Here is a 21255-nt window from a genome sequence, read left to right as displayed (position 1 = left end):
GAATGGTAGCGATCTACGACGCTTGATGTGACCGTGTCACATCCATGATCAACTGCTGTGTTCGCTGGCAGTCTACCCGGTCGAGGACTGTGCCCCGTACGCGGGGAGGGGCGGCAGGGCCGGGAGTGGCCGGGCATACAGCCAGGCATCCCAGAGCGGGCGCAGCGGGACCGGGCTGTAATGCCCGGCCAGATCGGTGAATTCGTCGGTCCGGATGGAGGCGTGCCGATACCGTGCGGTCCAGGCCCGCAACAGGTCGAAGAACGCGGTATCGCCCAAGGTCAGACGCAGGGCGTGCAGGGTGAGCGCGCCGCGTTTGTACACCCGATCGTCGAACATCCGCTCCGGCCCGGGGTCGGCCAGGGTCAGATCCTGCGGCAGCCGCGCGAGGTTGCGGTGCGCGGTGCGGGCCAGCTGATCGGCGCTCGGACCCCCCGCGGCCTGTGACCAAAGCCATTCCGCATAACAGGCGAAACCCTCGTGCAGCCAGATGTCACGCCACTGCGCGATGGTGAGGCTGTTGCCGAACCACTGGTGCGCCAATTCGTGCGCCACCAGGCGTTCGTGGCCGCGCCGCCCGTCGCAGTGGTTCGCGCCGAACACCGAGATGCCCTGGGCCTCAATCGGAATCTCGAGGTCGTCGTCGGCGACCACCACGGTGTACGCCTCGAACGGGTAGGGCCCGAACGCCTCGGTGAACACATCCATCATCTGCGGCTGCCGCGCGAAGTCGTGCTCGAACGCGGCCCGCACCCGCGGCGGCAGGATCGCCTGCATGGGCACCGTGCCGCGCGGGGCGTCGATGCGCTGACGACGGTATTGACCGATCTGAATGGTGGCCAGGTAGCTCGACATCGGTTCGGGCTGCTCGTAGACCCAGGTGGTCTGGCTCGCCTTGGTCTGCTTGCGCATCAGGGTGCCGTTGGCCAGCGCGTAATAAGGGGAGTCGGTGGTGATCGAAATGCGGTAGCTGGCCTTGGAACTGGGATGGTCGTCACACGGGAACCAGGAGGCCGCACCATTGGGCTGGCTGGCCACCAGCGCACCGTCGGTGAGCTCCTCCCAGCCGACCTCGCCCCACGGCCCGCGCACCGGTTTCGGCGGGCCCGCGTAGTGCACCGACAGGGCGAGCACGCCGCCCGCCGGAATCCGCTGCCGCGGCGTGATCACCAGCTTGCCGCGCTGGTGCACGAACTTCGCGGGCTTGGCGCCGTTCACGAAGACCTTCGACACCGCCAGCGACTGAGAAAGGTCCAGCGCGAACCGATCTCGCACCGTGGTGGTCACCGCGGTGATGTCGGCGCGGCCCGCCAAACGGTTGCTGGCCACCTTGTAGACGAGTTCGAGCTCATAACGAGAGACCCGGTAGCCGCGATTTCCGTTCTGCGGCAGATAGTCATCGATGGGCTCGTCGAACTGCCCTGGCATCACTTGCCCCCCTCCGGCCACGGCGCGATCGGGTTGCCCCACCACCGGCTCGACGGCGGCACACTGTCACCACGCATCACCAGTGACGCCGGTCCGATGGTCGCGCCCGCGCCGATCGCGGAGGCGGGCAACGCGACACAGTGCGGACCGAGCGTCGCGCCCGCACCGAGAGTCACGGTGTCCATGGCCATGATTCGATCGTGGAACAGGTGCGTCTGGACGACACAGCCCCGCTCCACCGTCGCACCATCACCGAGTGTCACCAGGTCAGCCTCCGGAAGCCAATAAGATTCGCACCATACCCCGCGGCCGATGGTCGCGCCGAGTCCGCGCAACCAGAGGTTCAGCACGGGCGTACCGGTCGCGGCGCGCGCGAACCACGGTGCGGCCACATGCTCGACGAAGGTGTCGGCGACCTCGTTGCGCCACACGAAGGAACTCCACAGCGGATGCTCTTCGTTCCGAATCCGGCCCACCAGCAGCCATTTCGCGATGACCGAGACGGTGCCCGCGAGCGCGCCCGCCGCGAGCAGCACCAGTCCGCTCAAGAGTGCGGCGGGCAGATGCCCGAGGTTGCGGGCCAGCCACGCCAGCGCGAACAGCACCCCGAGGCCGATGGCGAAGGTCACCAATACCGGGATCAACCGGCAGGTCTCGACCACCGCGCGGGCGACCCGCAGGCGCAGCGGCGGATCGAAAGTGCGCGCGGTGTCACCGGATTCGGCGGCGCGCCGCAGCCGCGTGGGCGGACTGCCCAGCCACGACGACCCGGCCTTGGACTTGGAGGGAGCCGCCGAAAGCACCGCGACCAGACCGTTCTTGGGGACGCGACGGCCCGGCGCGGTCATGCCGGAGTTGCCCAGGAACGCGCGCTTGCCGACCTTGGATTCGCCGATGCGCAGCCAGCCGCCGCCCAATTCGTAACTGGCGACCATGGTGTCGTCGGCCAGGAACGCGCCGTCGGCGACCACGGTGAACTTGGGCAGCAGCAGCACGGTCGAGATCTCCACGCGCTTGCCGACTTTCGCCCCGAGCAGCCGCAGCCAGACCGGGGTCAGCAGGCTGGCGTAGAGCGGGAACAGGAAGGTGCGCGCGGAATCCAGTAGTCGTTCGGTGGCCCAGGCCTGCCAGCCCGCGCGGCTGCGCACGGGGTGATGGCCCTCGTGCAGTCCGATGGCGAGCAGGCGCACGGCCACCACGGTGACTACCGCGTAGACGGCCAGGACCAGCAGCATGGCGACCGGCAGGATGGCGAAGGCGCGGCCGAAACCGGCTCCCAGGGTCTGTGTGTCGCGAATCCACCAGGCGATCAAGAGGCCGCCGCTGCCCAGTGCCGCGATCGGCACGGAGGCCAGCACCATGGAGGTGATGCCGAAGATGGCGACCCAGTGCGAGGCCCGCGCGGGCGTCTCGTCGGGCCAGCGGTGTTGTGCCTTACCGACCTTCACCGCCGGTGAGCCCGCCCATTCCTGTTCGGCCTTCACCTTGCCGGAGACGGCCGAACCGGGCGCGATCTCGGCATTGCGGCCGATCCTGGTGCCGGGCAGCAGCATCGAGCGCGATCCCACGACGGCCCCGGGGCCGATCTGGATCGGGCCGATGTGGACCACGTCGCCGTCGATCCAGTAGCCGGACAGATCCACTTCGGGTTCGACGCTGCAGCCGTCGCCGAGTTCGAGCATGCCGGTGACCGGCGGCAGCGTGTGCAGGTCGACGCCGCGGCCGACGCGCGCGCCCAGCGCTCGTGCGAACGGCACCATCCAGGGTGCGCCCGACAGGTTTTCCGCCCCGCTGGCCTCCGAGAGCCGAACGGTCATCCAGAGCCGCAGATGCGCCCAGCCGCCGCGCGGATAGCTGCCCGCCTCGATGCCGCTGAGTAGCAACCGGGAACCGGCCACGCACAGGGCCATTCGGCCCGGCGGGGAGATGAAGACCACGAACGCGGCCAGCGTCCACCACCACGACAGATGCGGCAGCCAGGGCAGCGAGCCCGACCAGGCGGCGATATTGCCGACGATGGCCAGCCAGGTCAGCCACTGCAGCCCGGTGAGGGTGGTCAGTGGAATGGTGGCCAGCACCTGGAACAGCTGCGCGGGCAGCGGAACCGGGCGCACGTGCCGCACCTCGACCGCCGCGACCGGTGCGGACCCGTCGAGGAACGCGGCCAGCGCACCCAGGCGCGGCTGATCGTAGAGGTCGGCGACGGCGACGTGCGGGTAGCGTTCCCGCAGCGCGGCGACGAGCTGGGCGGCCGCGAGCGAGCCGCCACCCAGGTCGAAGAAGTCGGCGGTGGGATCGGCGACTTCCGCACCCAGGAGCGAATCCCACAGTCCCGCAACCCACTGCTCGGTCTCGGACAGGCCGGCCTCCGCGGTGGCGGCGGTGGCCTTGGGCAGCGGCCACGGCAGCGCGTCGCGGTCCACCTTGCCCGAGGTCCGGGTGGGCAGTTCGGCAACGACCGCCAGACGCGGCACCAGCGGGGCCGGAAGCTGGTCGGCGAGAATGGTTCTCGCGGCGCTCAGGTCGTAGCCCGCGTCGGGTCCGGTGAGGTAGCCGACGAGGATCTTGTTGCCCGCCTTGGTGGTCCGGATCGCGGCGGCCGCGCCCGTGACGCCCGGCAGATGCTGCAGCGCGTTGTCGATCTCACCGAGTTCGATGCGACGCCCGCCCAGTTTGATCTGGTCGTCGGCGCGGCCCAGGAACACCAGGCCCGCGCGATCGTTGCGCACCAGATCGCCACTGCGGTAGGCGCGTTCCCAGCCGACCGACGGCAGCGGCGCGTACTTCTCGGCGTCCTTGGCCGGGTCCAGGTAGCGGGCCAGGCCGACGCCGCCGATCACCAGCTCACCGGATTCGCCCTCGCCCACCGGATTTCCGGCGGCGTCGATGACGGTGAGGTCCCAGCCGTCCAGCGGCAGGCCGATGCGGATCGGGAAGCCGCCGTCGAGCAGGGCCGCGCACGCCACCACGGTGGCCTCGGTGGGGCCGTAGGTGTTCCACACCTCGCGTTCGGAATCCTGGTTGCCCGCAAGCCGTTCGGCGAGCTCCGGCGGTACCGCCTCGCCGCCGAAGATGAGCAGCCGCACCGGGTCCAGCGCCTCGGCGGGCCAGGTGGCGGCCAGCGTCGGCACCGTGGAGACGATGCTGATCTCGCGGCGCACCAGCCACGGTCCCAGGTCAGCACCGGTGCGCACCAGGGCGCGCGGCGCGGGCACCAGGCAGGCGCCGTGCCGCCAGGCCAGCCACATCTCCTCGCAGGAGGCGTCGAAGGCGACCGACAACCCGGCCAGCACCCGGTCGCCGGGGGCGATCGGGGCGTCCTGCAGGAACAGCCGGGCCTCGGCGTCGACGAACGCGGCGGCGTTGCGATGGGTGACCGCAACACCTTTCGGGGTGCCGGTGGAGCCGGAGGTGAAGATGATCCAGGCGTCGTCGGTCGGCTCGGGCGCGCGCGTGGTTGTCGCCTCGGACTCGGATGTCCTTGCGGCCCCGGTCGTTTCGATACCCGAACCGGTCACGATCGCCGAGACCCGGGCCTCACCGAACACCAGTTTGGCGCGCTCGTCGGGGTCGTCGGCGTCCACCGGCACGTACGCCGCACCAGCGTGCAGCACCGCGAGGATCGTGATGTAGAGCCCCCGGGTGCCCGAGGGCATGCGCACGCCGACCCGGTCACCGGCGCGCACGCCGGCCGCGGCCAGGCGTTCGACGGCGACGGCGATCTCGGCGCTGAGCTCGGCGTAGCTGAGTTCTTCCTCGCCGTCGTCGAGCGCGGGTGCGTCGGGGTGCGCCGCGGTGGTCGCGGCGAGAATATCCACCAGGGTGCGGATCGGCGGCGCCGCAGCGGCCCGCAATAGGGGGTCGGCGTCGATCTCGGTCTCGGCCTGCGGTTGCGGCATCAGTCCGTGCTCACCTCTCGTGTCACCATCGGGCGCTTGCGCGTTGGTTGTTTCATACGAGAGTTACCGGCAGGCAAACTCTATGGCGGGCATCCGCTCACGGTACCGGTACGTCCTGGTTGTCCGGTGTTCGGCCAGGGCTAATTGTGGAACCGGGACATGAACTGCCAGATAACGTCGGTAGCGTCGAACTGGTGGCTGACCTTCCCGACCAGGGCCTGGGGCAGGTACTGCGGACCGTCGGGCCACGTGTGACCGCCACCGGCAATCGAATAGAGCTCTACCTGCGCGCCGCCGGAGCAGTCCGAGGAGGTGAGCGTCACGGTGGTGCCGTCGTCGGTATGGGTGGGCAGCGGTGTCGTGGTAGCCGCGTTGCAACCGTCCTGCTGCCGCCAGAACTGCTGGGTCGCGTCGACCGACAGCACCGGGCTCGAACCCGGCCCGTGATGGCCTGAAGTGACCCGCACCACGCCACCGCCGTAGGGGACGATGGGGTCGGAGGTGCCGTGGATCTCCAGCACCGGCATGGGATGGCTTGGGGTGCAGGAGGATTGGTCGGCCTGGGGGAGCGGGCCCGCTACCGGTGCGATGGCGGCCAGCTTGCCCGACAGGCGGCAGCCGAGGTCCTCGGTGAACATGCCGCCGTTGGAGATGCCGGTGGCGTAGACGCGTGCCGGGTCCACGTTGTCGCTCGCGACGATCCGATCGATCACGGCCGCAACGAATCCCACGTCGTCGATATTGGCGGCACTGGCATTGGTGTCGTCGCCGCGGCCGTCATTCCAGGACTTCTCGTAACCGTTGGGGTAGACGGCGATGAACCCGTCGGCATCGGCTTGTTTGTCGAAACCGAAGGCGGAGGCCGTGTTCTGCGCGGTGCCACCGCCGCCGTGGAAGACGAGGACGGCGGGTAGCGGGCCGGTGGGACGGTTGGCGGGGTAGTGGATGACGTACTGGCGTTGCAACCCGCCGAAGTCGATGGTGACGGTCGGATCCTCGGCGGCGCGCGCCAGCGGGTGCCCGCACCCGGCGGCCATCAGGACGGTGGAGAGCAGGACCGTGGCGGCGATTTTCGGTGCGTACACGCAGGTGATCGTAGAGATCCAGCCTGAAGCTGGGCTGAAGCTTCGAATCAGCTGTGAGCGCGGATGGCGGCCAGCGCCGCGGCGGCGACTTCGCTTGGCGGCGGGCCGATTTCGATGCCGACGATGTGCTCGTCGGGACCCGGATTCTCGAGGGTTTCGAGTTGCGAGTCCAGCAGTCCGGGCGGCATGAAGTGGTCCATGCGCGCGGTGAGGCGACGTTGCAGATCGGCTCGGGAACCGGTCAGGTGTAGGAAGGTCAGCACTGCGTCGGGATGGCCGATCATGCTGCGGCGCAGGATGTCCCGGTAGGAGCGTTTGAGCGCCGAGCAGGTGACGATGGCACTGCGGCCGGCTGTCACCTCCCGCGACATCCAGTCGGCGATGGCCTCGAGCCACGGTTCGCGGTCGGCGTCGGTGAGGGCATGGCCCGCGGCCATTTTCGCGATATTGGCGGGCGGGTGCAGGTCATCGCCTTCCAAGAGATCCCAGCCGAGGGTGCTCACCAGCATGCCTGCCACGGTCGACTTCCCGGAGCCGGAGACGCCCATCAGGATCACGATGTGGGGCTCGTCCGTCGCCATCGCTAGATCACCGCGCTCAGCGCGAGCACGCCCGCGAGGCCGGACAGCGAGATCACGCATTCCATGACGCTCCACGACTTCAGCGTCTGCACCACGTTCAGGCCCAGGTACTCCTTGACCATCCAGAATCCGGCGTCGTTGACGTGCGAGAGGAACAGCGAGCCCGACCCGATGGCCAGCACCATGAGCGAGACGTGAGAGTTGCTCAGCCCGGCCGCGACCGGGGCCAGAATGCCCGAGGCGGTCACGGTGGCGACCGTCGCCGAACCGGTGGCCACCCGGATGAGGGCCGCGACGAACCAGGCCAGCAGCAGCACCGGCAGGCTGGAATCGCGGATGGCGTCGGCGATGGTGGCGGCAATGCCGGTGTCGACGAGCACCTGTTTGAAACCGCCGCCCGCACCGACGATCAGCAGGATGCCCGCGATCGGCGGCAGCGCGCTGTTCATGGTGTCGGACAGGCGATCCCGGGTCATCCGCCCGCCGCGGCCGAGCACCAGCATGCCGACCAGCAGGGCGATGCCGAGCGCAACGACCGGGGTGCCGAGCACATCCAGGAGCTTCTTGACCGGGGAACCGGACTTGGGGGACACCACATCGAAGACGGCGCTACCGAGCATGAGCACGACCGGCAGCAGGATGGTGGCCAGCGTCGCGGCGAAGCTCGGTCGCGGCCCGCGCGCTTCCTCGGGCTGGGGTTCGGTGGTGGAGAACAGTTCGGGCACCGGCACATTCACCCAGCGGGCGGCGAGCTTGCCGAACAGCGGACCGGCCAGGATCACCGTTGGCACCGCGACCAGCACGCCGAGTCCCAGGGTCAGTCCCAGGTCCGCCTTCAACGCCGACACCGCGACGAGCGGTCCCGGATGCGGCGGCACCAGCCCGTGCATGGCCGAGAGTCCGGCCAGCGCCGGAATCGCCACCGACAGCAGCGGTAGTCGCGAGCGGGTGGCGACCAGCAGGATGACCGGCATCAGCAGTACCACGCCGATCTCGAAGAACATGGGCAGGCCGATGATCGCGCCGACCAGGCCCATCACCCACGGCAGTGCGCGCGGTCCGGCGCGGCGGACGAGGGTGTCGACGACCTGATCCGCGCCGCCGGAATCGGCGAGCAGTTTGCCGAACATGGCGCCGAAGCCGATCAGAATGCCGACGCTGCCCATGGTCGAGCCGAAGCCCTTGACGAAGGAGGCGACGGTGTCGGCGGCACCGAGGCGGGCGAGCAGCCCGACGGCGACCGCGCCGATGGCGAGCGCGAGGAAGGGATGCAGCTTCAGCCAGGTGATCAGCCCGACGATGAGGGCGACACCGATGAGGGCGGCGGTGATGAGCTGCGCGCTCCCGGCGTGCTGGGTGGCCGCGTCGGCCAGGCTCGGCAGGGCGAGCGAGTCAGGGTTGTGCATGACGCTTCTTCGAGTCGAGGTGGAGTGATCCAGGGCACAGGGACCTAATATGGAGGACTATATCAAGCCGATGCGCGAATAAGTACTACGTATTGCCTAACCATTGCCGATAGGTATGCCTCGGATGTGTGAGACTGAAGCCATGGTCGATCGGTCGGAATCACTGCCGCTGCACGAGACCGTGCTGGATCGACTGGGTTCCGACATCGCCTCCGGGGTGATCGCCCCCGGCGCGCGCATCTCCTCCGACGAGATCGCCACCCGATTCGACGTCTCCCGCACGGTCGCCCGCGAGGTGGTCCGCGTCCTGGAATCCCTCGGCATGGTCGATATCCGCCGCCGCGCGGGCATCACCGTCCTGGACCCGTCCGGGTGGCATGCCCTCGACCCCAAGCTGATTCGCTGGCAGCTGGCCGGTCCGCAGCGTTTCGCCCACCTGGCCTGGCTGGCCGAATTGCGTTCGGGCACCGAACCGCTCGCCGCCCGCCTGGCCGCGACCGCCGCCACGCCCACGCAGTGCGCTGATCTGACGGCCGCGGTGATGGGCATGTCGGCGACCGCGCGCTCGGCCAATACCGCGGCCTATCTGGAGCACGACGTCACCTTCCACGCCACGCTGCTCGCGGCGTCCGGCAATCCGCTGCTGGCGGTGTTCGCGCCCATCGTGCGCGAGGTGCTCACCGGCAGAACCGAACACGAACTCATGCCCACCCAGGCGAATCCGCAGGCCCTGCAGTTGCACGCCGCGGTCGCCGCGGCCGTCCAATCCGGTGACGGGGTCGCGGCCGAGGCGGCCATGCGCGACATCGTGACCGAATCCGCGACCGCCATCGCCTGTCTACGCCCGGCGACCTAGTGTGCTACCTCGGCTGATCGCGCATGCCGAGGACTGCGAGTCGAACCCGGTTGGTGGCACCGGTTTTCGCCATCAGGCTGGTTACGTGTGTTTTGACAGTGGTGATTCCGATGTTCAGGTGGTTCGCGATCTCGGCGTTGGACAGTCCCTCCGAGATCAGCGTGAGTACTTGATCCTCCCGGGCAGTAAGGCCGGGAAAGACGACGGGCGGCGCGTTTCGGCCGCGAGCTTGCGCTGCCACCGCCGAATCCACCACCCGGGCGAGCACATCCGGAGAGAAGGGGCGGTCGCCGGTAGCTGCGCGCCGGATGGCAGCCAGCAGATCGGCAGGCGAGGCATCTTTCAGCAGGAAACCGCACGCTCCGGCAGCCAGCGCGGGATAGAGGTGGTCATCATCGTCGAAGGTGGTCAGTGCCAGCACCCGGGTGGCCGGATGAGCGGCGAGAATCGCTGCGGTGGCGCGAATTCCGTCCATCTGGGGCATGCGCAGGTCCATCAGGACGACATCGGCACCGCCACGAGCCGCGAGGCGGACCGCTTCGGCACCACCGGACGCCTCTCCCACCACCTCGAGATCGCCCGCACTCTCGCAGAGCATGCGCAAACCCGCCCGGACCAGTTGCTGATCATCAACGATCAGTACGCGAATCACGAGGCCGCCTTCGTGGGCAGACGCGCCCCGAGCCGCCAGCCGGTGGCGGTCGGACCAGCGTCGAGGACGCCACCCAGCAGGGCAACTCGCTCCGACAGTCCCGTCAAGCCCAGCCCCGAGGTTTCCGACGTGCCGGGTGGCACCGAAACACCCATATCGCACAACAGAAAGTCCACGCCTTCGTCATACACGGTGATCGCGAGCTCGGCGACCGTGCCGGAGCCCGCGTGCTTGACCACGTTCGCCAGGCCCTCCTGTGTCAGACGCAGCAGCGTCAATGCCGACAGCGCGTCTACCCCGGCGACCTCGCCGATATCCGCTCGCACCCGCACACCCAGCTGACCGGCCCGCTGCACGGCGGCGTCGAGTGCGGCGGGCAGATCCGCCGGGGCGATGAAGGATTCGCCGGACGCTTGCGGGTCCCGCAGAATCACGACCAGTTTGCGCAGGTCGATCAGGGCTTGTTTGCCACTGGCGTGGATATCGTCGAGCACCTTGTCGACTGCCGGTGGAATATCGCGAATGGTGTGCTGTGCCACGCCGACCCGCAACACCGTGGACGAGACGTGATGGGCGATCAGGTCGTGCAATTCCCGGGCGATCGCCGTCCGCTCGGTAGCGCGAGCGGCCGCAACCACGGCGACGTGTCGGTGCTCGGCGTCGCGGGCCTCCTGTCGGACTCGCTCGGCATCCGTGCGCGCGGTGCGCAGCAGGGCGCCGATCGCCACCGGCAGCGCAGCCATGACTACCGCTCGGTAGCCGAGCGTCGCCACGCCACCTACCGGATGCAGCAGATAGGCACCTGCCAGCCCGCCCGCGCCGGCCCACAGGCGCCAATCACCGCGGCGCGCCGCGAGTTCCGCGAGCGCGACGCCCGCGGCCACCTTGGCGACTACCGGCCCGGTGTGCCCGAACTCGAAGCCGAGCGCCAGCACCGCCGTGGTCGCCAACGAGGTCCCCAACGGGAACCACGCACCGCCCGCGGTGAGCAGCACTGCGGTCAGTCCCAGCAGGCAATCGAGCCAACTCGGCGAATGTGCAAGGCACAACAGGTAACCCACCGCCAGCGCCAGCAGCACCCCCAGCCTTACCGCCAGCGAGCGGGGTGACAGCAGCCATTCGGTGCCGCGGACGACACCCGCCTCCGATCGCGGAACTGCCGGATTTCGCACCTGTTCATCATGGTCGGCGCGCCGTGATGACGCATCTCCTCCTCAGGTAGGAGATGCCTCCGACCTCAGGCCGATACTGCGGCCGCTGGAACGATCCGATGGGGGGTGTATTCGGCGAAGGTTGCCTTATGACCGAAGCCGAGAACGTCCGTGACGAACCCGAATCCACACCACCCCGCACGAGCCGTCGCAGACTGCTGGGTGCAATGGCCGCTTCCGGCGTGATTGCCGGCGCGGCCGGGCTCACCGCCGGGGCTGCACTGGGCACCAATGCCTCGCCACCGGCATTCCATCCGTCCGGACGGCGGCGCTTCGAAGACAAGGTGGTCTTGATCACCGGCGCTACTTCGGGCATCGGTGCCGCTGCCGCGCAGCAGTTCGCGGCGGAGGGGGCGAAGGTCGCATTCTGCGGTCGGCGCGTCGAGCGGGGGAAGGACGTGGAGCGGCGGATCCGCGCCGCCGGCGGTGAGGCCACCTACATCCGCGCCGATGTCCTGGTCGAGGACGATGTGCGCCGGTTCGTCGATGCGACTGTCTCGACCTACGGTGGCCTGGATGTGGCATTCAACAACGCGGGCATCACCATTCAGAAGAAGCTGCACGAATACTCCAGCGCGGAGTTCGACCAGGTGGTGAACACCAATCTGCGGGGCAACTTCCTCGCGCTGAAATACGAAGTGCCCCACATGGTCCAAAGAGGCGGCGGCACCATTGTCGTCACCTCGTCCAGTAATGCGCTCGCCACGGATACCGACCGCGCCGCGTACACGGCGAGCAAGCGCGGGGTGGTCGGGCTGGTCCAATCCGCCGCTCTCGACTACGCCGGCAACGGCATCCGGATCAACGCACTGGTGCCGGGCACCACCGACACGGAATTGGTGCGTAACTCCAGCCCGATCGGCAACCTGCCCGACGATGCCTATGAGATCGCCATGAAACAGTGGGCGAGCAGCCACGTTCCGGGCCTCGGCCGACTGGCCACGCCCGACGAGATCGCGGCGTTCGCCCTGGTACTCGCATCACCGGAGTACACCTACCTGACCGGTGCCCAGTTGGTGATCGACGGCGGGAAGACCGCCCACGCATAGCACCGGCCGAAACGGCTACCGCACCACCAGGTACCACTCGGCCCACGGACCCTGCAGCGGCCAGCTGTTGGCGAACAGCTTCGCCAGACCCATCCCCACCCACAGATCCGCCGTCTGGGTCTTTCCCGGAGTGTCGCTGCGCACGTACACCTCTCGCGATCCGAGACCGGCCGATCCGACCCAGCCCAGCACGATGTGGGTGCCGCAGGGCCCGCCGAGATAGCCGAGCGGAGTCACCCGGGCGGTCACGTGCCCGGGCATCCCCGGTGGCGACTCCAGCGCGACGGCGACCGCTCCCGCGCAGAAATTCGCATCCCCGCCGGTGAGGACCACCGACCCGAAGGGGGCGAGCTGGGGGAGCCAATCCGCCCGCGCGGGCGGCGTTCCCACGCCCGTCAGCCCCGCCGCGACCCCCGTCACCGCGATCAACCCCGCCAGTACCCGCCGCATCGTCATCATTCGATGTCCTTCCGGCCGAACGAAACTCGCGAAAAGTTCCAGCCAGAAGCATATCGAATTCGGGGGTATCGCGGCCAGGCCGCTTGACAGGGGGCGGTGTCACTGCTTCGGTGTCGGCGATGCCCGGTATTGTCTGCGGTGCAGGTGGATCGGGAGGATTGGTTGGGTGAGCAGCTCCGGCAGGGAATGACCTTCGCCGGGTATCGGATCGAGCGCCTCCTTGGCGCCGGCGGAATGGGTGAGGTGTACCTCGCCCACGATCGGGATCTACCCCGTTTCGTCGCATTGAAGCTGCTCAACCGCGTGGTCGGGGATGACGGCGAGGTGCGGCAGCGTTTCCTGCGCGAGGCCAACATCATTGCGCGGCTGTCGCATCCGAACATCGTCACCATCTTCGCGCGCGGCGAGGAGGACGGGCGACTGTGGCTGTCGATGGCCTATGTCGACGGCTCGGACCTGGCCGCCGAACTGCTGACCGGACCGCTGGAACTCGCGCGCACCGCCGCCCTCACCGCCGATGTGGCCCGCGCCCTGGACTACGCACACGATGTGGGCGTACTGCATCGGGATGTGAAGCCCGCCAATATCCTGCTCACCGCGCAACCACGAGAATGGGCGCTGCTCACCGACTTCGGCATCGCGGAGTCCAATCACGAAACCCGCGGCATCACCGCCAGCGGCGAGGTGATGGCCAGTTTCCAGTACACCGCGCCCGAACGTTTCCACGGCGAGGCCCGCGTCGACCGCCGGGCCGACGTGTACTCGCTGGGCTGCACCCTGTTCCAGATGCTCACCGGCGCCGCCCCGTTCGCCGACGGCGACCTGCCGCAGCTGATCTACCGGCACATGAGCGCTCCCGTGCCGTCGGTGCGCGATATCAACCCGGCCTTGCCCGCCGCGTTGGATCCGGTGCTGGCGCGTGCGATGGCCAAGAATCCGGACGACCGCTTCGCCACCTGCGCCGAGCTGGCGGCGGCCCTCGCCGACGCCGTGGCCGAGCCGCCGGCGCGCGCCTCACGCTCGCGCGCCACGATTCCGCGCTCGCATACCGCGACCGCGAGTCCACGTGCCTCGGCAGCACGCCCACCGGTATCGACTCCGGGCGCTCGCGCATCCACCGCGGACCCGCACGGCTCGAACAGCGGACCGCGCAGCTCGACGACGGGTCCGCGCGGGTCGGCGACCGGTTCGCGTGGCTCGACCACCGGCCCGCGCGGGTCGACCACAGGTCCGCGCGGCTCCACCACCGGCCCGCGTGCCGCTGCGACAGGCCTACGGGTTTCGGCACCGCCGCAGCGAGAGGCGGGCCGCCACAGTGCGATCGAGCAGCCCGGACCCTGGACGCGATCGCGCGTGTTGCTGGTGGCCCTGACCGTCACCGTGCTCGCCGGTGCGGGGGCGGCCGCCGTCGGACTGCTGTCCTCCCTGCTGGGTTCGAGCCACGACTCCACCACCCCCGAGGTGCTGGCGCGCCCGTCCACCCTGCTCTCGACCAAGCCGCTGCCGAGCACGACGCCCACGTCCATCAGCACGTCCGCCGGGATCGCCGCCGACGGCTGCCCGTCCCGCCGCACCCCGGACGCGGTCTCGGGTATCGATTCCGGCAGCACCGCCAGCGGCCCCGACGCCATCCTCGGCTTCCAATACGCCTACTACGTCCTGCGTTCCGGTACCGCGGCCCGCCAGTTCGTCGCCGAGGACGCCGCCAGCATTGCCGACGCCGCCAAGATCCAATCCGGCATCGACTCGGTGCTGCAAGGCACCCGGTACTGCGTCCAGATCACCCGCCTCGCCCCCACCGACGACGACCACTGGTCGGTCCGCATCACCCAGCAGCCCCCGGGAGAGCTCCCCGACGTCTTCACCCAGACCGTCACCACCCGCACCGCCGACGCCCGCACCCTCATCACCTCCATCGTCGACAGCTAGTGCGTGGGCGCGTGTTTCACGCAGTGCTGTTTCACTGAAGGGGTGGCCGTGCTGACGGGCTGCTAGGGTGCGAAGGTTCGACTCGCCCCGGCACTTCGGGCCGGGGTCGGGTGAAAGCTGTTATTCGATAGGGAGTTTCGGGGTTGGACACAGCAGGATCATGGGGTGGGTCGTCGGGGGCGTCGGGTGGTTGTCCGGTGACGGGCGGGGCGCACAGGGTGGCCGAACCTCGGATCATGCTGGGGACAGAGGAATTCGTGGCCGACCCGCACGGCGCGTACCAGGACATGCGCAGTGCGCACGGGTCGATGGTGCCGGTCGAGCTCGCGCCTGGAGTGCCCGCGACGCTGGTGGTGAACTATCGGACCGCGCTGCGGATTCTCAATGATCCCGAGCACTTTCCGGCCGATCCGCGCCCGTGGCAGGACACCATTCCGGAGGATTCGCCGATCCGGCCGATGATGCAGTGGTATCCCAACGCCTTGCGCAATGCCGGCGCCGAGCACGCCCGCTACCGGCAGGCCTACACCGCGAGTATCGACGGCATCGACCTGCACGCCGTGCACGCCACCGTCGAGGGGATCGCGGGCCCGCTGATCGCGGGCATCGGCGCGGAGGGCTCCGCGGATCTGGTGTCGCAGTACGCGCTGCCGCTGGTGTTCGAGGTACTCAACCAATTGGTCGGCTGCTCAGCGGATATCGGCCAGCGGGTGGCCACCGGCATGGCGGCGTTGTTCGACACGGTGAACGCCGCGTGGGGCATGCAGACCCTCGGCGAGGCGCTGATGGAACTCATCGCCCTGCGCCGCGCCGCGCCGAGCGACGACGTCACCTCCCGCATGGCGCACAACTCCGCGAACCTCAATGACGAGGAGATGCTGTATCAGCTGGTCAGCTTCTACGGCGCGGGCATCGAACCCATGCAGAACCTGATCAGCAACACGCTGCTGCTGATGCTCACCGACGACCGCTTCGGCGGAGATGTGCTGGGCGGCAGCCTGTCCACGCGCGACGCGCTCGACGAGGTGCTCTTCAACGACCCGCCGATCGCGAACTTCGCGACCAGCTTCCCGAAGCAGCCGATCCTCATCGACACGACCTGGTTGCCCGCCAATCAGCCGGTCGTGATCAGTCACGCCGCCTGCAACAACGATCCCGAGATCGCGGGCGGCGACCGCACCGGCAACCGTTCGCACCTGGCCTGGAGCGCGGGCCCGCACGCCTGCCCCGCCCGCTCGGTCGCCTACCTGGTGGCGCAGACCGCCATCGACGAATTGCTGGACGCGCTGCCGGATCTGCGGCTGGCCGTCGGCAAGCACGAAATCTCCTGGCGTCCCGGCCCGTTCCACCGCGCCATGGTGGCACTGCCGGTCGATTTCCCGATTAGCCCCGCGCTGAGCGCGGTGTAAGGAGCAGTTCATGTCCCAGAGCCCGATCGTGCTGGATGTCACCGGAACCGACATCCAAGGCGAATCCGCGCGGATTCGCGCACAGGGCCCCATCGCGCTCGTCGAGTTGCCCGGCGGCGTGCCGGCCTGGTCGATCACCGATCAGGCGGTGCTCAAGAGCCTGCTGGCCGATGCTCGCGTGTCGAAGGATCCGCGTCAGCACTGGGCCGCGTTCCGCAATGGTGAGATCACCGAGGCGTGGCCGCTGCTGCCGTGGGTGGTCGTGGAGAACATGTTCACCGCCTACGGCACCGACCATCGCCGGCTGCGAAAGCTGGTGTCCCCGGCCTTCACAGCCCGCCGCACCACCGCCATGCGGGAGCGCATCGAGGCCATCGTGGCCGAGCTGCTCGACGGCCTGGCCGCGCTGCCGGCCGGTGAGGTCGTGGACCTGCGTTCGCTCTACGCCTACCCGGTGCCGATCCGCGTGATCAGCAGCCTGATGGGGGTGCCCGAGCACCTCGACGCCGCCATCCACAAGTGTGTCGACGGCTTCTTCGACGGTTCGCTCACCGCCGAGGAGTCGATGGCCAACTTCATGGAAATGTACGGGCGGGTGGGCGAACTCGTCGCCTACCGCCGCGAGCACCCGGGCGACGACATCACCTCCGCCATGATCGCCGAGCGCGATGACGAGGACGGCTCGCAGCTCAGCGAGAAGGAACTCGTCGAGACCCTCATGCTCGTCATCAATGCCGGGCACGAGACCACCGTGAACCTGATCGACCAGGCCGTGGTCGCCCTGCTCACCCATCCCGAGCAGCTGGCCGCGGTCGTCGCCGAGAAGGCTTCCTGGAGCGACGTCATCGAGGAGACACTGCGCTACCAGTCGCCGGTCGCGCACCTGCCGCTGCGCTATGCGGTGGAGGACATCGAGATCGACGGCTTCACCATCCCCAAGGGCGAAGCCATCCTGGCCTCGTACGCGGGTGCGGGCCGCGACCCGAAGATCCACGGTGAGAACGCCGACGGCTTCGACGTGCACCGCGAGACCAAGGAGCAGCACGTGGCCTTCGGGCACGGCGCGCACCACTGCCTGGGTGCGCCGCTGGCCCGCATGGAGGCGACCATCGCGCTGCCCGCGCTGTTCGAGCGGTTCCCGAACCTGCGGTTGGCCACGGACGCAACGGAGTTGAAGCCGCTGGGCAGCTTCATCTCCAATGGGCACGTCAGCTTGCCGGTGTTCCTGGCCGCGGAGTAGCAGGCTCGCCGCGGGCCGGTGCACCACCGGCCCGCGGTATCCGGGTCAACCGGCGGTGATCGGCGGTCGCACGGTGCCGAATCCGGTGGCCTGTTCGAAGGCGTGACCCACCTCCAGGACCAACCGGTCGGCGCGGTGGGGTCCGACGATCTGCAGGCCCACCGGCAGCCACGCGGTGGTGAACCCGCCCGGCACCGCCAGCGCCGGAGATCCGGTGGCGCTCACCAGATACGCCGAGCGCATCCAATCCAGATAGGTGTGCATCGGCTCGCCCGCGATCTGCTCCGGATACTCGAGCTCCACATCGAACGGCGGCACCTGGCTGACCGGCAGCAGCAGAATGTCGTAGCGCTCGAAGAACTCCCGCACCCGATGGAACAGGATCGTGTGCAGCACTTCGGCTTCCGCGATATCGCGGCTGGTCAGCGTGAGCCCCTGCTCGATATTCCAGACCAGGGCGGGCTTCAGCCGATCCCGGTGCGCCAGTAGCGGTCCCAGCCCGCACGCGAACTGCCAGGCCCGTAACGTCCGGAACACCTCCTCGGCCCCGGACAGATCCGGGCAGTCCACACTGACCACCGCACCCAGATCCGAGAACACCCGCACCGCGCGCTCGAGCACGTCCCGCACCACCGGTTCGACCGGCACCGCGCCGCCCAGATCCGGTGACCAGGCCACCCGCAGCCCGCGCAACTCCCGCTCCAGCGAGCCCGCGAAGAGTGAGCCCGGCTCCGCGATCGCGATGGGGGAGCGCGGATCCGGCCCCGCCAGCACCGACAGCAGCAGCGCCGCATCGGCCACCGTCCGCGCCATCGGCCCCTGCACCGCCAGCGTCGCCCAGGCCATCGGATCCGGCCAGGTCGGCACCCGGCCCGGCGACGGCCGGAAGCCGACCACATTGCAGAACGACGCCGGATTGCGCAGCGACCCACCCATATCGCTGCCGTCGGCGAGCGGTTGCATGCCGCAGGCGAGTGCGGCTGCCGCGCCGCCACTGCTGCCACCCGCCGACTTGCCCAGGTCATAGGGGTTGAGTGTCGCGCCGAACACCGGATTGACCGTGTGCGACCCTGCCGCGAATTCCGGCACGTTGGTCTTGCCGAGCGTGATCACCCCGGCTGCCTTGAGTCGCTCGATCAGCAGTTCATCGCGCTCGGGCACATTCTCGGCCAGCAGCGGGCTGCCGTAGGTGGTGCGGATTCCGGCCGTGTCGTGGGTGTCCTTGTGCGCCATCGGGATCCCGTGCAGGGGGCCGGGCTCCGCACCGGCGGCCAGTCGCCGGTCGGCGTCGCGGGCCGCCGCGAGTGCTTGTTCGGGGACGAGCGTGACGATCGCGTTGACCTTGGGATTGAGCCGCTCGATCCGGTCGAGATGGGCACGGGTCAACTCCACCGCCGACAGCTCGCCCGCGCGCAGCCACCCGGCCAGCTCCCGCGCCGACGCATAACAGAGATCGGAATCCACAGGCGCTCCTCATCATTCGGACGCGCATTCATGGTCCACCTTCGCGCGCCGGCCCGCGACCGCAACGGGTGATTCGTTGATCTATCGAAAGTGAGCGGATCTCATCAACCGACTCCGGTATCCGTTGCCTACCGGTTACGTCAATCCGGTGTTCACACAGCTCAACCCGATGATCTTCGCGTGCAGGGTGATGTCCGGGAAAGAGAGTAGAAGGTGAGCTCCCGGTCACCTTAGAGTTCGAGAGCCACCGCGGAGACGCGGTAGATCGGAAGGAAGTCGACGATGACAACCGACGGAACTCTCCGGGTGGGCCTGACCGTCTCGGGTCAGCCGATGTCCGCCCCCTTGCAGGACGTCCGCACCGTATCCCGGCAGCTGGTGGGTCATTTCGTGGACCATGTCGTCCCGTGCGGAACCCTGCCGGGCGACCTCATTTCCGGCGAGGTCACGGATGTCACCCGGGTCTGCCTGGAATTCGCGGTGAGCATGCTCGACGGCCGCGACATCCCGGCCAAGTCGGGCCGGCTCGCCGAGGCGGCGGCCGGGTGGGCGCGCGAGAGCGTGCCGATCGACACCGTCCTGCACGCCATCCACGAGGGCTTCCGGATCGGCCTGGACCGGGTGGTCTCGGGCGCGACCGCACGGGATTACCAGCATCTCGTCGACGGCGCGAAACTCGTGGTGAGCCTGCTGGATACGATCAGCGCGACCGTGGCGCGCGCCTACGTGCGCGAGCATCGGTCCGTGGTCGGCGAGCATCACACCGCCGTGCACACCCTCACCTCGGCCCTGCTGGGCGGGCACCCCACCTCGACCATGGCCCGCGAATGCGGTATCGAGATCGCCGACTCGTATCACGTGCTGGCCCTCGCGATTCCGCGACACCAGGACGAGGGGCATCCCATGCTCGACGGCAGGGTGGTCGCGCGCCGCAAGCTGCGCAGACTGCAGGCCGAACTCGCGAACCGTTGCGGCGGGACGGCGCTCGCCCTGCTCAGCGTCGACGGCGGAACCATCCTGATACCGGTCGGCGCCCTGGATGACGCGACACTGGACGAGCTGATCACCGGGCTCTCGGCCGCCGCGCGGGTGGCGGTGACCGCGACCCTCGTGGCCGCCTCCCCGCCGGAGATCCCCGCCGCCACCGACCGGGCACACGAACTACTGGATATGGTGCAGCGGCTCGACTGTGTCGCCGGGTTGTACCGATTCGCCGATATGGCACTGGAATACCAGCTCACCCGTCCCGGTCCCGGTCGCGAAACATTGGGCGCCCTACTGGATCCGCTCGACGCCCATCCGGAACTGTTGCATACCCTGCAATGTCATATCAGCAACAATCTTCATCGTCAGCGGACCGCGCGCGTCATGCACATTCACACCAATACCGTCGATTACCGACTCAAGCGCATCGGTCAGCTCACGGGTTTGGATCCCACCCTGACCGCGGATCTGTGGCAGCTGCGTTCCGCGCTCATCGCGCGGACTTTCGCCGATCACAGCCAGACGGAGCGAAATATGTGAAGTGTCCGAAAATGGCGGCGGCACGGCGGAATACGCTCCCACGGCTCGTAGCCTGAGGCCGAAATCAGGAGGGCGCGTTGAACATACGACAACGACCGAATTCCACCGCGGCCGAGGGGCGAGCCGGCGCGGGCCCACCGACCTTCGCCACCAAACTGGCCGAACTGTTCGCCGGTGACACCGAGGGGCCCGGGGCCGGTGATGTGAACGAACGGGTGCGCGCCTGTCTCGCCCGCGCCGCTCGCGCCCCCGGCGCCCAGGGGTCCGGGTGGCTGGTCGAGGTCGCGGAGTCGGCGGCCGGATTCGCGCGGGAGGGGATCGATCTCGACCGGGTCCTGCTCGGCTATCACGAGGCCATCCACGACGGTCTCGAGCTCGCCGTCACCGACTCTCCGGGCGCGGACGCCACCTCGGCGGGCCGCGCCGAGCTGCTGTTGGCCCTGCTGCGGGCGGTCACGATGGCCACCACCACCGCCTACGTGGACGAGTTCCGGTTCGTGGCGCGCGAACATCAAACGGCCGCACAGACTCTGGTCGCGGCCCTGCTGAGCGGTCACAGCCGTTCGACGCTGGCCCGGCACACGGGCATCTGCATCGCGCACGCGTATCAGGTGGTCGCCCTGCGCATTCCGCCGGCGGAGGCGGAGCTGCGGCCGGTGACGGAGATGACCGCGCTGCGCCGCCTGCGCCGCGTGCAGGCGGCGCTGGGCGCGGTACTCGGCTCGCGGGCGCTGTCGCTGCTGGCCGCCTCGGGCGGGATCGTGCTGGTGCCGCAGGACGACAGTGCGGGCTGGGGATTGGCGGGTGCGTTCGCCATGACGTCGCGGTCGCTGACGGCACTGTCGGAAACGGCCGGGGTCGAGTTGACCGCCGTGGTGCTGTCCGGGCCGACGGCGCGGATCCCGGACCTCGCGGTCCGGGCGCACGAACTGCTGGAAAGGGCGCACGCCCTGCGCTACCCGCCCGGTCTGTACCACCCGGCCGACCTGGGGGTCGTGGTTGGAACGGACGAAACCGAGACCACCGGGCAGGACACGCCGGCATGAACTCCGGGCGGGCCGCG

16 protein-coding genes are annotated in these 21255 nt (G+C 69.0%); 7 read left to right on the top strand and 9 right to left on the bottom strand.

What is annotated here, in order from left to right; all coding sequences use genetic code 11:
• Window positions 1–72: 72 nt before the first annotated feature.
• The 5 genes from ACFXHA_RS32540 to ACFXHA_RS32520 form a co-directional block, all read right to left on the bottom strand.
• On the bottom strand, window positions 73–1428 hold the full coding sequence (locus ACFXHA_RS32540) for a M1 family metallopeptidase (RefSeq protein ID WP_379362903.1): 1356 nt from the start codon (window positions 1426–1428) through the stop codon (window positions 73–75).
• Entirely contained in the window at window positions 1428–5327 is a 3900-nt protein-coding gene (locus tag ACFXHA_RS32535; RefSeq protein WP_379362901.1) for a Pls/PosA family non-ribosomal peptide synthetase, read from the bottom strand. Before ACFXHA_RS32535 ends, ACFXHA_RS32540 begins: the two co-directional genes overlap by 1 nt.
• 140 nt (window positions 5328–5467) lie before the next feature.
• Window positions 5468–6412, bottom strand: a complete 945-nt coding sequence (locus ACFXHA_RS32530) for an alpha/beta hydrolase family esterase (RefSeq protein WP_379362899.1) — start codon at window positions 6410–6412, stop codon at window positions 5468–5470.
• 47 nt (window positions 6413–6459) lie between these two features.
• On the bottom strand, window positions 6460–6993 hold the full coding sequence (locus ACFXHA_RS32525; protein WP_379362898.1) for a gluconokinase: 534 nt from the start codon (window positions 6991–6993) through the stop codon (window positions 6460–6462).
• Between the two features lie 2 nt (window positions 6994–6995).
• The gene (locus ACFXHA_RS32520; RefSeq protein ID WP_379362896.1) at window positions 6996–8399 is read right to left on the bottom strand and encodes a GntP family permease; all 1404 of its coding nucleotides are present in this window, start codon (window positions 8397–8399) and stop codon (window positions 6996–6998) included.
• Window positions 8400–8541: 142 nt separating this feature from the next.
• On the opposite strand from ACFXHA_RS32520, the gene ACFXHA_RS32515 reads away from it, so the two are divergent.
• Window positions 8542–9255 (top strand): FadR/GntR family transcriptional regulator, encoded by a 714-nt coding sequence (locus ACFXHA_RS32515; protein ID WP_379362894.1) that lies wholly within the window; start codon window positions 8542–8544, stop codon window positions 9253–9255.
• 4 nt (window positions 9256–9259) lie between these two features.
• Here the strand turns inward: ACFXHA_RS32515 and ACFXHA_RS32510 are convergent, their stop codons facing one another.
• Complete coding sequence (locus ACFXHA_RS32510; RefSeq protein WP_379362892.1) at window positions 9260–9907, bottom strand: response regulator; 648 nt, start codon at window positions 9905–9907, stop codon at window positions 9260–9262.
• Entirely contained in the window at window positions 9904–11079 is a 1176-nt protein-coding gene (locus tag ACFXHA_RS32505; protein ID WP_379362891.1) for a sensor histidine kinase, read from the bottom strand. Before ACFXHA_RS32505 ends, ACFXHA_RS32510 begins: the two co-directional genes overlap by 4 nt.
• 128 nt (window positions 11080–11207) lie before the next feature.
• Here ACFXHA_RS32505 and ACFXHA_RS32500 point away from each other — a divergent pair, with 128 nt between their 5' ends.
• Window positions 11208–12167 (top strand): SDR family NAD(P)-dependent oxidoreductase, encoded by a 960-nt coding sequence (locus ACFXHA_RS32500; protein ID WP_379362889.1) that lies wholly within the window; start codon window positions 11208–11210, stop codon window positions 12165–12167.
• Window positions 12168–12182: 15 nt separating this feature from the next.
• Here ACFXHA_RS32500 and ACFXHA_RS32495 read toward each other — a convergent pair whose 3' ends face one another.
• Window positions 12183–12626 carry a hypothetical protein gene (locus tag ACFXHA_RS32495; protein ID WP_379362887.1) on the bottom strand — a complete coding sequence of 148 codons (444 nt, stop codon included), beginning with the start codon at window positions 12624–12626 and terminating at the stop codon, window positions 12183–12185.
• A gap of 162 nt (window positions 12627–12788) precedes the next feature.
• On the opposite strand from ACFXHA_RS32495, the gene ACFXHA_RS32490 reads away from it, so the two are divergent.
• From ACFXHA_RS32490 to ACFXHA_RS32480, 3 genes are all read left to right on the top strand, one after another.
• Window positions 12789–14555 (top strand): protein kinase, encoded by a 1767-nt coding sequence (locus ACFXHA_RS32490; RefSeq protein WP_379362886.1) that lies wholly within the window; start codon window positions 12789–12791, stop codon window positions 14553–14555.
• A 236-nt stretch (window positions 14556–14791) separates the two neighbouring features.
• Window positions 14792–15964, top strand: coding sequence for a cytochrome P450 (locus ACFXHA_RS32485; RefSeq protein ID WP_379362884.1), 1173 nt, complete (start codon window positions 14792–14794; stop codon window positions 15962–15964).
• A gap of 10 nt (window positions 15965–15974) precedes the next feature.
• Window positions 15975–17204, top strand: a complete 1230-nt coding sequence (locus tag ACFXHA_RS32480) for a cytochrome P450 (protein WP_379362882.1) — start codon at window positions 15975–15977, stop codon at window positions 17202–17204.
• Window positions 17205–17249: 45 nt separating this feature from the next.
• Here the strand turns inward: ACFXHA_RS32480 and ACFXHA_RS32475 are convergent, their stop codons facing one another.
• The gene (locus tag ACFXHA_RS32475; RefSeq protein ID WP_379362880.1) at window positions 17250–18668 is read right to left on the bottom strand and encodes an amidase; all 1419 of its coding nucleotides are present in this window, start codon (window positions 18666–18668) and stop codon (window positions 17250–17252) included.
• 282 nt (window positions 18669–18950) lie between these two features.
• Here ACFXHA_RS32475 and ACFXHA_RS32470 point away from each other — a divergent pair, with 282 nt between their 5' ends.
• Both ACFXHA_RS32470 and ACFXHA_RS32465 read left to right on the top strand, forming a co-directional pair.
• Window positions 18951–20192, top strand: a complete 1242-nt coding sequence (locus ACFXHA_RS32470; protein ID WP_379362878.1) for a PucR family transcriptional regulator — start codon at window positions 18951–18953, stop codon at window positions 20190–20192.
• Between the two features lie 77 nt (window positions 20193–20269).
• Window positions 20270–21238 carry a transcriptional regulator gene (locus tag ACFXHA_RS32465; protein WP_379362876.1) on the top strand — a complete coding sequence of 323 codons (969 nt, stop codon included), beginning with the start codon at window positions 20270–20272 and terminating at the stop codon, window positions 21236–21238.
• Window positions 21239–21255: the final 17 nt, after the last annotated feature.

This window comes from Nocardia sp. NPDC059240 (assembly GCF_042753865.1).
Classification (GTDB): Bacteria; Actinomycetota; Actinomycetes; order Mycobacteriales; family Mycobacteriaceae; genus Nocardia.
Note: the sequence above shows the minus strand (reverse complement) of the source record. Positions and strands in the feature narration are given on the sequence as shown.

Excerpts from the sequence above, each read along its gene's own strand:
- ACFXHA_RS32540 (WP_379362903.1), bottom strand. The coding sequence starts at position 1,428 with ATGCCAGGGCAGTTCGACGAGCCCATCGATGACTATCTGCCGCAGAAC.
- ACFXHA_RS32535 (WP_379362901.1), bottom strand. The coding sequence starts at position 5,327 with ATGCCGCAACCGCAGGCCGAGACCGAGATCGACGCCGACCCCCTATTG.
- ACFXHA_RS32525 (WP_379362898.1), bottom strand. The coding sequence starts at position 6,993 with ATGGCGACGGACGAGCCCCACATCGTGATCCTGATGGGCGTCTCCGGC.
- ACFXHA_RS32520 (WP_379362896.1), bottom strand. The coding sequence starts at position 8,399 with ATGCACAACCCTGACTCGCTCGCCCTGCCGAGCCTGGCCGACGCGGCC.
- ACFXHA_RS32515 (WP_379362894.1), top strand. The coding sequence starts at position 8,542 with ATGGTCGATCGGTCGGAATCACTGCCGCTGCACGAGACCGTGCTGGAT.
- ACFXHA_RS32500 (WP_379362889.1), top strand. The coding sequence starts at position 11,208 with ATGACCGAAGCCGAGAACGTCCGTGACGAACCCGAATCCACACCACCC.
- ACFXHA_RS32495 (WP_379362887.1), bottom strand. The coding sequence starts at position 12,626 with ATGATGACGATGCGGCGGGTACTGGCGGGGTTGATCGCGGTGACGGGG.
- ACFXHA_RS32485 (WP_379362884.1), top strand. The coding sequence starts at position 14,792 with ATGCTGGGGACAGAGGAATTCGTGGCCGACCCGCACGGCGCGTACCAG.
- ACFXHA_RS32480 (WP_379362882.1), top strand. The coding sequence starts at position 15,975 with ATGTCCCAGAGCCCGATCGTGCTGGATGTCACCGGAACCGACATCCAA.
- ACFXHA_RS32470 (WP_379362878.1), top strand. The coding sequence starts at position 18,951 with ATGACAACCGACGGAACTCTCCGGGTGGGCCTGACCGTCTCGGGTCAG.